The organism is Kutzneria buriramensis (assembly GCF_003387475.1).
Classification (GTDB): domain Bacteria; phylum Actinomycetota; class Actinomycetes; order Mycobacteriales; family Pseudonocardiaceae; genus Kutzneria; species Kutzneria buriramensis.
The window spans coordinates 183,269-195,402 of the sequence record NZ_QUNO01000018.1; the positions used below are offsets into that span (position 1 = coordinate 183,269).

General features: G+C 70.5%; 11 protein-coding genes. 3 read left to right on the forward strand and 8 right to left on the reverse strand.

What is annotated here, in order from left to right:
- Positions 1-108: 108 nt before the first annotated feature.
- Positions 109-1,359: an FAD-dependent oxidoreductase gene (locus BCF44_RS41845; RefSeq protein WP_246016118.1), complete on the forward strand. Its 1,251-nt coding sequence runs from the start codon at positions 109-111 to the stop codon at positions 1,357-1,359.
- Between the two features lie 195 nt (positions 1,360-1,554).
- On the opposite strand, the gene BCF44_RS41850 is transcribed toward BCF44_RS41845, so the two are convergent.
- Complete coding sequence (locus BCF44_RS41850; protein ID WP_246016119.1) at positions 1,555-2,310, reverse strand: GntR family transcriptional regulator; 756 nt, start codon at positions 2,308-2,310, stop codon at positions 1,555-1,557.
- Between the two features lie 71 nt (positions 2,311-2,381).
- On the opposite strand from BCF44_RS41850, the gene BCF44_RS41855 reads away from it, so the two are divergent.
- Positions 2,382-3,413 (forward strand): YeiH family protein, encoded by a 1,032-nt coding sequence (locus tag BCF44_RS41855; RefSeq protein WP_116180055.1) that lies wholly within the window; start codon positions 2,382-2,384, stop codon positions 3,411-3,413.
- Here the strand turns inward: BCF44_RS41855 and thrS are convergent.
- The 3 genes from thrS to BCF44_RS41870 form a co-directional block, all read right to left on the reverse strand.
- Positions 3,410-4,654: a threonine--tRNA ligase gene (gene thrS, locus BCF44_RS41860; RefSeq protein WP_281283206.1), complete on the reverse strand. Its 1,245-nt coding sequence runs from the start codon at positions 4,652-4,654 to the stop codon at positions 3,410-3,412. The two genes, BCF44_RS41855 and thrS, sit on opposite strands and share 4 nt — an antisense overlap.
- Positions 4,655-4,757: 103 nt before the next feature.
- Positions 4,758-6,602: a gamma-glutamyltransferase gene (gene ggt, locus BCF44_RS41865; protein WP_116180057.1), complete on the reverse strand. Its 1,845-nt coding sequence runs from the start codon at positions 6,600-6,602 to the stop codon at positions 4,758-4,760.
- A 120-nt stretch (positions 6,603-6,722) separates the two neighbouring features.
- Complete coding sequence (locus tag BCF44_RS41870) at positions 6,723-7,511, reverse strand: alpha/beta fold hydrolase (protein ID WP_170218043.1); 789 nt, start codon at positions 7,509-7,511, stop codon at positions 6,723-6,725.
- A gap of 136 nt (positions 7,512-7,647) precedes the next feature.
- Between BCF44_RS41870 and BCF44_RS54935 the strand changes: the two genes are divergently transcribed.
- On the forward strand, positions 7,648-8,016 hold the full coding sequence (locus BCF44_RS54935) for a hypothetical protein (protein WP_147328835.1): 369 nt from the start codon (positions 7,648-7,650) through the stop codon (positions 8,014-8,016).
- Here BCF44_RS54935 and BCF44_RS41880 read toward each other — a convergent pair.
- The 4 genes from BCF44_RS41880 to BCF44_RS41895 form a co-directional block, all read right to left on the reverse strand.
- Positions 7,990-8,355, reverse strand: a complete 366-nt coding sequence (locus BCF44_RS41880; protein WP_342775711.1) for a ClpX C4-type zinc finger protein — start codon at positions 8,353-8,355, stop codon at positions 7,990-7,992. The genes BCF44_RS54935 and BCF44_RS41880 overlap by 27 nt on opposite strands.
- 78 nt (positions 8,356-8,433) lie before the next feature.
- Positions 8,434-10,266, reverse strand: coding sequence for an FUSC family protein (locus tag BCF44_RS41885; protein WP_116180061.1), 1,833 nt, complete (start codon positions 10,264-10,266; stop codon positions 8,434-8,436).
- 98 nt (positions 10,267-10,364) lie between these two features.
- Positions 10,365-11,081, reverse strand: coding sequence for a G1 family glutamic endopeptidase (locus BCF44_RS41890; protein WP_116180062.1), 717 nt, complete (start codon positions 11,079-11,081; stop codon positions 10,365-10,367).
- A gap of 130 nt (positions 11,082-11,211) precedes the next feature.
- Positions 11,212-12,129 carry a hypothetical protein gene (locus BCF44_RS41895; RefSeq protein ID WP_116180063.1) on the reverse strand — a complete coding sequence of 306 codons (918 nt, stop codon included), beginning with the start codon at positions 12,127-12,129 and terminating at the stop codon, positions 11,212-11,214.
- Positions 12,130-12,134 lie beyond the last annotated feature (5 nt).

Consider the following 12,134-nt stretch of genomic DNA (forward strand, 5'->3'; position numbering starts at 1 on the left):
CGGGCGTTAAGGTCAAGAGCGACGTACGAAAGTCACTGCCCGGTGGGTAGTCCGGGTGACGCGTGAGCGTTCGTACAAGCGCCTGATCCAAGGCCACCTGTGCGTCCTTTGTCGAACATCGAACAAGGGACGACCATGTCAGACCTGAAAGTTCTTGTCGTCGGTGCCGGGCTTGGTGGCCTCACCCTCGCCCGATCACTGCGTGGCCACGGGATCGACGTCGCCGTCTTCGAGCGCGATGCGAGCCCGTGGGACCGGCCGCAGGGCTACCGCCTGCACTTGGACGCCGACGCGATCAACGCCGCCCGCGAGGTGCTCCCGGCCGAGCTGCGCGCCGTGTTCGAGGCAACGGCCCAGTACACCGAGCCGTTCACCACGATCCTCACCACCGGCCTGTCGGTCATCAAGCGCCTGCGGACGCAGGACGGGTACGGCGACGTCTGGCCCCGACACGACGGTCCGGAGATCCACGCCAACGTCGATCGAGCGACCCTGCGTCAGATCCTGCTTGCCGGCCTGGAGAACACGGTGCACTACGGTCGGACACTGGAGCGCTATGAGAGCACTGACGAGGGTGTGACCGCGTTCTTCACCGACGGGTCGAGGGCGCACGGCGACGTGCTGGTCGGCGCGGACGGCATCCGCTCTGCGGTTCGCGGGCAGCGAGCCCCACATTGTGAGACGGTCGACGCGGGGATCACCGCCATCTACGGGCGCCTGCCGATGGCCGTCGCCGAGCCGCTGGTGCCCGCCGAGGCCCTCACCGACATTTTCACCATCGCCTCGGACGAGCGGAAGGTCTTCCTCGGACTCGGCTCGGTCCGCTTCCCGACCTCGCCCGCTGAGGCTGCCGAGCGCTTCGCGCCGGGGACCCCGATGCGCGACCAGGACGACTACGTCGTGTGCATCGTGGGCGGTCGCCACGAGTTCTTCCCGAATGCCGACGGGGCGATGCGCACCTTCTCGGGACAAGAGTTTCGCGACATCGCCGCCGAAACCCTCCGTGACTGGCCCAGCGGCGCTGCGGACCTCGTTCGCGGTGCGGACCCGGCATCGTTGTTCTGCGTCGAGATGTACACCAGCGTGCCGGCAACGCTCGACACGCCCGTCAACGTCACTCTCCTCGGCGACGCGATCCACGCGATGACCCCGACCCTGGGGCGCGGGGCCAACGTCGCGATGCGCGACGCCACGTTGCTCGGCCGCACGCTGAGCGCGGTCGCCGACGGACAGCTCGCCCTGGCCGAGGCGCTGGCCGCCTACGAGCGCGATGAGCTGACCACCTATGGCTTCTCCGTGGTCAGGGAAGCAGCCCGGATCGGCGAGCAGCGCATGGGCCAAAACCCCCTGCCCGAATAGCCCGCACTGACTCCGCCCCCACTGGCAAGGTGGGGGCGGTCTCCGGTGGCGTTCAACTCAGCCGGCAGCGACTCGATCCGTGCCCACAACTCGTCGGACACGATCCGTGGAGGCGATGGCCCTTCCTCACGCTCTGATCGACAACGTCGTTGACCAACCTATTCCAAGATCCATTCTGTACGGAGTTGCAAAGCCCTACCGCTGCGTCAGCCGGTACCCGAACTGCGCGGTGAACTCCGCCGTCAGCGCGAACCGGTCGCCTCGCACGACGGTCTGCCGCCACTCCACGGCCTGCCCCTGCGAAAGGCCCAGCCGGTTGATCGCGAACACGGCGGTCCCGGCGGGGCACTTCAACTGCGCGGCCTCGGCGGCGGTGGGCACGTTGGCGTGGACGTCCTCGTGCCCGGCGTCGAGCCGCACGCCGGTACGGGCGGCCAACTCCCCGTAGAGACTGGTGTGCCGGAAGTCCGCCTCCAGCAGCGGCGATGCCACCGAAGCCGGTAGCCACACGCGGTCGATGGCCAGCGGTTCCCCGCCGGCGAGGCGCAGGCGTTCCAGGTACACCAGCGGGGTGGAGCCCTCCAGCCCCAACCGCTCCGCCACCAGGGCATCGGCCCGTACGTCCAACACCCGCACAACCGAGTCCTGCGAGAGGCCACCGGCCTCCACGGAGGCGAACAGGCTGTACAGGGCCCCGAGGGGCTGATGGATCTCCGGTACTGGAGCCACCCGCGGCTGTCGCCCGCGCTCGCCGACGATCACGCCGTCGGCCCGGAGCTGCCTGAGCGCCTGTCGGACGGTGGAGCGGCTGACGTCGTACTCCTCGACCAGCGCGAGCTCGCCGGGGAACTGGTCGGCGAACTCCCCGTCCGCCAGCCGGGCGACCAGCTCCTGCTGGAGCTGCCGCCACAGCGGCGTCGTCCCGGATCGGTCCAATGTGCGCCCCACCACGGCGGGAACGCTACCGCTTGTGCAATGTACGTACATATCGTAGCGTAAATGTACGGACATTAGGAGGCGGCATGGCTCGGACCCTCATCGCGGCGGGCACCACCCACCAGGCCGCGACGAGGCTGCCGGGTCTGGCGGTGGCGCTGCTCGTCGCGGCCACGGCGACCGGCCTCGGCCTCCTGCTCCCGGTGGTCGGCGGCCCGGTGTTCGCGATCGTGCTGGGCGTTCTCGCCGCCACGCTGATCCGCCCGCTCCGCGCGAAGACCCTCGCCCCGGGCTACGCCGTCGCCTCGAAGACGGTGCTCCAGCTGTCGATCGTGGTCCTCGGCACGGGCCTCTCGCTCCAGCAGGTCGTGCACGTCGGCGTGTCCTCGCTGCCGGTCATGGTCGGCACGCTGGCGGTCGCCCTCGGCGGCGCCTGGCTGCTCGGCAAGCTGCTCAAGGTCGGCACGGACACGAAGACCCTGATCGGCGTCGGCACCGGCATCTGCGGCGCGTCGGCGATCGCCGCCACCACGGCCGTGATCAAGCCGAAGGACACCGAGGTCGCGTACGCGATCGGCACGATCTTCACCTTCAACATCGCGGCGGTGCTGCTCTTCCCGCCGCTGGGCCACCTGCTCGGCCTGAGCCCGCACGCCTTCGGCCTGTGGGCCGGCACCGCCGTCAACGACACGAGCTCCGTGGTCGCCGCGGCCTATGCCTACGGCGGCGACGCCGGTCCGTACGCGGTCGTGGTCAAGCTGACCCGCAGCCTGATGATCATCCCGATCGTCATCGCCCTCGCCTTCCTCAAGGCCCGCCGCGAGGACGCCAAGGAACAGCGGGAGGTGCACCTGCCCTGGCACCGCATCGTGCCGCTGTTCCTGATCGGCTTCGTCGTCGCGGCGGCCACCGACACCGCCGGCCTGATCCCGGACAGCTGGCACCCCGTGCTGTCCACGCTCGGCACCTTCCTGATCACCACCGCGCTGGCGGGCATCGGCCTGTCGCTGCGCTTCGCCGACATGCGCAAGGCCGGTGCCCGCCCGCTGCTGCTGGGCGGCCTGCTCTGGATCGCGGTGGCCGCCAGCAGCCTCGGCCTTCAGGCCCTCACCAGCTAGGACCAGAGCTCCAGCGACCGCGAGCCGACCAAGCCGCCGATACGGCCGAGTGCCTCGTCGACGGGCATCGGATCCAGCCGCCGGCCGTCCCGCAGCCGCAGCGCCAGCTCCTCGTTGGCGACCTCCTTGGCGCCGATCACGGCCTGGTACGGGGCCAAGCGTGACTCCCGGATCCGAGCGCCGAGCGAACCCCGTTCCACGCCGACGACTTCCGCCCGCAGCCCGAGATCCAAACAGCGCTGCGCCGCCGAACGGGCCGCCGCCCACTCGTCCTCCGACACGGGCAGGATCACCACCTGCACCGGCGCGAACCACACCGGGAACGCGCCGCCGTGCACCTCGATCAGGTGCGCCACAACGCGTTCCATGCTGCCGATCAGGCTGCGGTGCAGCATCACGGGCCGGTGCCGCGCCGAATCCGCCCCGATGTAGCTGAGGTCGAACTGCGACGGCTGGTGGAAGTCGACCTGCACGGTGGAAAGGGTGGACTCCCGCTCCGAGCTGTCGGCGACCTGGACGTCGATCTTCGGCCCGTAGAAGGCGGCCTCGCCGGGCACCTCCTCGTGGTCGACGCCGGACAGCACCTCCCGCAGCAACGCCTCGGATCGTTGCCACGCCTCGGGATTGTCGACGTACTTGCCGCCGTCGCCCCGCAGCGACAGCCGATACCGCACGCGCTCGATGCCGAGATCCCGGTGCGCCCGCTGGATCAGCGCCAGCGCGGCGTGCGCCTCGGCGGCCACCTGGTCGGGGGTGCAGAACACGTGCGCGTCGTTGAGCTGGATGGACCGCACCCGCGACAGTCCGCCCAGGACGCCGGAGAGCTCGGCCCGGTACATGCCGCCGATTTCGGCCATGCGCAAGGGAAGTTCCCGGTAGCTGTGCGCCCGTGACCGGTAGATCAGCGCGTGGTGCGGGCAGAGGCTGGGGCGCAGCACCATCTGCTCGCCGCCGACGTCCATCGGCGGGAACATGTCGTGGTTGTAGTGCGACCAGTGCCCGGACTGCTCGTACAGCGCGCGTTTGCCCATGACGGGCGAGTACACGTGCCGGTAGCCGGCGCGGCGTTCCAGGTCGCGGACGTACTCCTCCAGCACGTGCCGGATGGTCGCGCCGTCGGGCAGCCAGTACGGCAGGCCGGCGCCCATCAGCGGGTCGGTGTCGAACAGCTCGAGCTCACGGCCGAGTTTGCGGTGGTCCTGCATGGTGGTCTCCTCGTCATCAGGGAGGCGAGTGACCACAAAGCAAGAGCCCCGGGGCACTCGCCCCGGGGCTCTTGCGGCAAAGGATCAGCGCGGCGCCGGGACTGTGTCCGGCGTCGTCGTGACGATTGCGCGCTGCATGTCAGTCACAGTAGCACGTCGGCAGCACGACCTGGGCCGCACTTCCGCCGCGTCGGGAGGGCTCGCCGGCCGCGATCACCCGGCCGCCGGGCTTGAACTCCAGGCCCGACGCCACGCCGATGGTCGGCGCGATCTTGATGGTCGGGTCCAGCGGTGACGTGTCGTTGACGGCGAACGTCTGGCCCAGCGCCTGGAGCCCCGGCGTGGTCGGCAACGCGATGAACGCCGGCTCCGCCGTGGTGGTCGCGGAATTGCGCTGCGACGCCCGCGGCGCGGCGATGGCGTCCTCCAGGTTCATGCCGAAGTCGATCCGGTTGACCAGGATCTGGAGCACGGTGGTGATGATCGTGGAGCCGCCGGGGGAGCCGACCGCGAGGAACGGCTTCCCGTGCTGCAACACGATCGTCGGCGACATGCTGGACCGCGGCCGCTTGCCCGCGGCGGGCAGGTTCGGGTCGGGCGCGGTGCCCTGAGTGGGCGTGAAGTTGAAGTCGGTCAGCTCGTTGTTGAGCAGGAAGCCGCGGCCCGGCACGACGATGCCGCTGCCGCCCAGCTCCTCGATGGTGTTGGTGTAGGACACCACGTTGCCGTAGGCGTCGGAGACCACGAAGTGGTTGGTGTGGTTCTCGTTGTCGCTGGTGGACGCGGCCGGCGTGGTGGCGCAGCTGCCCGGCGAGGCCGGGTTGCCCGGCGCGACCGGGCTGGTGCCGGCCTTGGCCGGGTCGATCAGGCACGCCCGGCTCGCGCCGAACTGCGGCGACAGCAGTTGCTGCTGCGGCACGTTGACGAACCGCGCGTCGCCGATGTAGCGGTTGCGGTCGGCGAAGGCCAGCCGGGTCGACTCCAGGTAGTGGTGCAGCGCCTGGACCCGGTCCATGTCCTTGAGGTCGAAGTTCGACAGGATGTTCAGCGACTCGCCGACCGTGATGCCGCCGCTGGAGGACGGGGCCATGCCGTACACGTCGTAGCCGCGGTAGTTCACGTGGGTGGGCGCGGTGTCCAGCGCCTGGTACGAGCTGAGGTCGGACAACTGCATCGGGCCGGTGATCGGCTTGAGCGTGGCGTTCGGGGCCAGCGGCAGGTGCTGCACGGTGTTCACCACGTCGCGGCCGATGTCGCCGCCGTAGAGCGCGCCGACGCCCTTGCGGCCGAGCTCGCGGTACGTGGCGGCCAGGTCCGGGTTGCGCAGGGTGGAGCCGACCACCGGCAGGTCGCCGCCGGGCAGGAACTGCTTGGAGGTGGAGGAGAACTGCGCGAACCGGGAAGCGTTCTCCCTGGTCAGTTCCCGGAACGTGGTGTCAACTGTGAATCCCTGGTCCGCCACCTGCTCGGCCGGCCGCAGGTCGTCGGCGAGGCCGAACCGGCCCCAGCGCTGCAGCGCCCGCTGCCAGATGGCCACGTTGCCCGGCACGCCAACGGAAAGGCCGCTGGTGACGGCGGTCGGGAAAGCGTAGGGCTTGCCCGTCGCCGGATCGACGAACATGGTCTGGCCGTCGGCCGCGGGCGTGGTCTCGCGGCCGTCTATTGTGGACACCTGGCGGGTACGGGCGTCGTAGTACACCAGGTATCCGCCGGCGCCCGGGCCTGCCACGTACGGGTCGGTGACGCCGAGCGTGGCGGCCACCGCCACGGCGGCGTCGGCGGCGGTGCCGCCACGGCGCAGCACGTCGATACCGGCCTGGGTGGATTCGGGCGTGTCCGAGACGACCGCGCCGAGGAAGCCCTGCGCGACCGGGTGCTTCACCGGCGCAGGACGGGCCGCGCCCGGCGTCGCGCCGGCCACGAGGGTGAGGCCGGCCATGACCCCTACCGACAGTACCGAGCCGACGCTGCGGCGTAGTCGCATGGCGATCCCTTCCGCTCTTTCCGCGAACAGACCCCCATGTTCTACTCGCACCCGCGCGGTGCTGACCAGGCTTGCGCCCGGGTCGCACTCGCCCGCCGGCAGGGTGTATGACCGTCCATTTCAGACTGACGCGCGGAGGATATCGGCGAATCGTTCGGGCTGCTCCAGGTTCAGCACGTGTCCGGCGTCGGCCACGGTCACGAGCTCGGCCTGCTTCGCCTCGCGGACCAGGCTCTCCGCCACCTGGGCGATGTCGGACGAGTCGAGATCGCCGAGCGCGACGGTGATCGGCATGGTCAGTTCGGCCAGCCGGTCGATCGCCCCGGCCTCCACCGGCTCGATCCCCATACTCCGGGCGTGCCGGGTCACGGTGTCGGCCATGACCCGCTCGCAGAACGCCCGCAGCTCCGGGTCGAGCTGCTCCGGCGTGCGGCGCGGGCCGTCCACCCACATCCGCAGCAGGGGATTCACCACGCCGGCGACGTCCCGCGCGGCCGGCAGGAGCGCCAGCTGTTCGAGAATGAACGGGTCCCGGTGCTCCATGCCGCTCACGCCGGGCGCGCCCAGCAGCAGCCGGTGCACCCGGTCCGGCCTGGTCAGCGCGAAGTCGACGGACGTCCGCGAGCCGAGCGACAGGCCGACCAGGCTCGCTCGGTCGATGCCGAGCTCGTCGAGCAGCAACCGCAGGTCGCCGTGGTGGGACCACGGCTCGGTGGCCGCGGACGACGACTTCCCGTGGTTGCGCGCGTCGTACCGGACGACCGTGTGCCCGGTCACCAGCGCGGCGAACTCGCGATCCCAGACCGCCGCGCTGAGCACCCCGGGGTGCAGCAGCACGACCGCCGGGCCGGCGCCCGCGACTTCGTAGTGGATTTCCCCGCCGTCAACTGTGATCCGCCCCAGTGTCACCAGATCAGGTTAGACCTGGAACCGGTTCCCGATCGGGCTGAACCGAGGCGCACTCCCGTACGTAACCCCTGGTAACACGGACTACCGAGAGGGCGCACCAGTGAGTCGGGCCGCGAGTACCCCGTTCGACCGCGTGATGAGCGCGAGCACCGCGGTCGTGGTGTCCGCGATCGCGGGCGTGGTGCTGGGCATGACGTTCATCAAGATGCCGATGCCGACCACCACCGACTTCCAGGGGCAGCCGGCTCCCGCGCAGACCACTACCACCACTCCGGACCGCGTGGTCCCCGTGCCCGTGACGACCCGGACCCGAACCACTCGTCCCGACCAGACCTCGTCGCGGCCCACCACCACGACGACGACCACGCCGAGTGCGACCACCACGACCACCTCGACCAGTCGTCCGACGAAGCCGTCGAAACCGCCGAAGCCGACGACCACCGGGACGACCACCACGACCACCACCGACGACGGCGGCCTACTCGGTCCGATCCTCGGCGGCTGACTCCTCCGCCGGCCTGGTGAACCGCTCCCAGGCGGACTGCCTGGTCATGCTCAGCTTCTCGCCGATCCGGACCCAGGTCACGCCCCGTCGGCGCAGTTCGCCGACCCACTGGTCCAGGCCGTTCTCGACCTGTGCCACCGTGCCGGCGATGCGAGGGAGCTTGGTCAACATCTCCTCGTCGGTCAGCTCGGCCCACTCCGGCACCCGTCCCGGCGACTTCTCGTGGGCGATGATCTTCACGCACAGGTCGACGCAGTTGTTGCAGATGTAGACGCCGGGCCCGGCGACCAGTTTCTCGATCTCGTTCTCGGACTTGGCGCAGAACGAACAGCTCAGCACGATCCCTCCTCTGTCAGGCAGTGCCTGACACGCTAGCGCATGACGGGGCTCCGTGTCAGGCGCTGCCTGACAAATTTTCTAGGCGAGCGCCGCCCGGGCGTGCTGGATGCGCAGCAGATCCGCGATGACCATGTCGGCGATCAGCTGCTGCTCGTCGTCCAGGCCGGCCGGCGGCCGCGGCGACTCGACGCCGTCGTCCAGGGCACGGGCGGCGGCCTCGGTGAAGTCGGCCAACGCGGGGGCGCTGTTGCCGAGCCGGAACAGCGCCAGCGACGAGCCGGCCAGGCCGCGCAGGCCCTCGCCGGCCTCGTCCAGGGCCTCCTGCTGGTCCGCGGTCGGCGGCTTGCTGCCGGGTTCGGGCGAGACCAGGTTCTGGTGCGCCCTCGAGGCGTCACGGAATCGGGCGCCGATCGCGCGGCCGAGCACCTCGTCGCCACGCAGCAGCGACGACACCATGCGCAGCAGGCGTTGGAGTTCGGCGGTTGCGTCGGCGAATCGCCGGCTCAGCGGCGGTCGTGGCACGCCCGGCACGGCAAGGAAGCCGAACAGCAGGCCGATCGCCACCGCGCCGGCCATCAGCAGCACGTACTCGATGAGCGTGGCGTCCGGGTCGAGGTGCTTGGTGGACGCGTTCAGACCGACGCTCAGGAACACCATGCAGCCGTTGAACACCATCGGCTGCGTCTGCATGAGCGGGAAGCCGATCAGCAGTGCCACCAGGGCGATCGGCAGCAGCGCGGACTGCGGCAGCAGCCACAGCACCAGCGCCAGCACCGCCGCGCCGGCGAGCGCGCCGCCGACCCGTTGCCACGCCTTGGCGAGCGTGTCCCGCCACTCCGGCTGCATGATCGCGAACGTCGTCATCAGGAACGACACGGTCAGCGGGTCGCCCGGCCGGAAGGATGCCACCGTCAGGGCGATGATCATGCCGATGGCGCAACGGATCGCGTGTCGCAGCAGCGCGGACTGCCAGGAGAAGACGCCCTCCATCTCGCGCCGGACGAGCGCCCGTACGAAGTAGGGCGGGAAGTTCGCGGTGGACCGGTCGCGAGTGGTGACGGCCTCGTGCACCGTGTCGGTCATGCGCCACAGGTCGTCGACGAGACGCTCCGTCGCACCGGGCAAGGAAATTCTTGCCGTGGCGCGGGAAACCGGCGGCAGATCGTCCGGAGTGGACTTCGCCTTGACGGCCTCGGCCAGCGTCGCCATCTGCTGCTGGGCCGCGTCGAGGACCTCGGTCAGCGTCTCGGCCTGCTCGGCCGGCAGCGCCTTCGCACGTCCTCTGAGGACGCCCATGGTGGCCTGGAACCGGGCGCCGGCACCGAGAACTCGGGACTGCCACACGCGCGGGCGGTCGGACAGCCACGCGCGGGCGGCGCGCTCCGCCGTGCCGGCGCCGCCGACGAGCGCGGCGGCCAGCGCGACGCGCGTCGGCTTGTCCGGGTCGGCGGCGCCCATCAGCGTGCGGAGGACGATCACGATGGCGACCGCGATCGCCGGCGCGGCGATGATCCGCCACACGTTCGCGCCGCCGGTGAGCTGATAGCCGTACCCGAAGACCGAGGCCATGCCCAGGCCGAGACCGACGGTGACGAACCGGGTGCCCAGCACCGGCAACAGGGCGGCGACGAACACGATCACCACCAGCGCGGCGATCGCCGCGACCTGCGAGACCTGGCCCAGCAGCCGCGGCAGCGCGCCGCCGATCACCACCGCCGGCGCGAAACCGGCCAGCAGCTTGAGATCCGCGCGCAGCGGGCCGCCGTTGGCCGCGATGAAGCAGAACAGCGCCGTCAGTCCGGCGAGGATCGTCACGCTGCCCAGGCCCAGCGCGGCCCCGATGCCGGCGGTGCCGCCGACGACGATCACGATCACCACGAGCAGGCTCGCGCCCCGGGCCAGTGCCTTCACGAGGCGAAATCTAGCGGTGCCGGCGGGCGGTGCGAGGCGCCACCCGCCGGCAGTGGATCAGTCGGCCGCGCGGCTCTGCCCGGCCGGCGGCTCCTTGATCAGCTCGTGGCCAGCCAGGTGTTGCTGAACCGCGTGCCGCCGCTGATCGCCGACGTGGTGTCGATGGTCCGGCCGTGCCGGGCCATGTTGATCGCCTGCGGGCCGGCGCTGCTCAGCGGCTGCCCGTCGATCGTGACGTTGGTGTACGTCACCGTGCCGAAGTCGGCCAGCGCGGACGGGCCGTTGGAGTACTCCGGCGTCTCGGTGATCACCTCCGCCGACACGTCGCCCGCGCCCGAGCAGGCCCGCTTGTTCGGCTGCTCGATCCAGCCCTGCGTCTCGTCACGCAGATACAACTGGTAGGTGCCGTCGCCGTTGTCGGTGACCGTGGCGTCGATCTTGTCGCCGGCCCGCACGGTGTGGCCGTAGTCGATGATGTTGTAGCAGGGGAAGGTCTCCCACCAGCCGGTGTGGACGGCGCGGCCGTTGCGGCACAACACATGCGTGCCGGTCTGCTCGACGTTGTCGTTGCCGTCGCCGTCGAGGCCGACCCAGAACACGACCTCGCCGCCGGTGCTGCAGTCGACCGACGGCTCGGTCCAGCTCGCCGAGACCGAGCTGTAGGTGTCGGAGTGGGCGGAGTAGCCGCTCCAGTGGTCGTTGGTGCGGGTGGCGCCGGTGCCGTCGGTGTGGCCGGCGGCCGCGCCGGCGGGGCCGGCCTGGGTTGGCACGAGCAGGGACGCGCCCAGGAACAGTGCGATCAGGGGTACTCGCATGACAGGGAACTCTCCGTCCGGGAGATGCAGGGAATACGGACGGTAAAGCGCTTTCTCGAATCAGCTCAAGCGCGGCTTCCGCATTGCGGGAAACAGTGTTTCGGGCGCTTCCCGACTCTGTTCGAAACTGTTAGTCCCATTCCCAGCGCAGGCCGTGGATGCCCGGCTCGACGTCGAACAACGCCAGGTGGGCGTGCGGGGCGCCGCCCAGCGACAACTCGCCGGTGTCGCGGCGGGCGTGCTCGATGGTCGGCCGGGTGGTGGTGTGACAGCGGACCGGCAGCGCCGCCGGGTGGAATTCCAGTTCGAGCAGATAACTGCGGGTCGCATACGGCAGGCGGCGGTCGTAGTCGGTCATCGGCTCGGACTGTCCGCCGTACTGGAGGGCGCATTCGATGACGGCCGTCTCGTTGCGGTCGAGGATGCGGTCGAGCATCACCTCGGCGACGAGGAAGCCGGCCTTCTCGTCGGTGCGGACCCGGCCCGGCCAGCCGCCGCGGACCACGGTGAGCCTCGGCGTGCAGCCCAGCTCCCGGCCCTGGAAGATCACCAGCGCCCGGTCGACGCGGTCCCGTTGCGCCCGGAGCACCTCCGTGATCGACAGTCGGGCCGGACGGCGGCGCTCGTCCAGCTGGAAGCGGTCGTGCACGGACAGCAGGCACAGGCGCTCGTCGTCGAGCGTGCCCATCTGCGCCATCATCCGGTCCAGGCGGTGCGGCTCGTCCCACAGCCGACGGCGGTCGATGCTCACCGCCACATGCGCGCGGCGCGGACCACGGGGGCGAGGCGGCGCGAGCAGCGCCGTCAGCGAGCCGGACGGCGTGTCCAGGATGGTCTCCAGCAGCTTGACAGCCTTGATCGACTGGACGCGTTCCGGCTGGCTGCGTCCGCGGCTCCAGTACGACAGCGTCACCGAGCTGACGGTGACACCCCGGTCGGCGAGCTCGTGCTGCACCTGTTCCAACGTCAGGCCGCGCATCCGAATCGCCGTCCGCAACCCGTGCGCGAACGACCCCGACTCCAGCGCGGCGGCCAGCTGGCGGTCCATCCGCC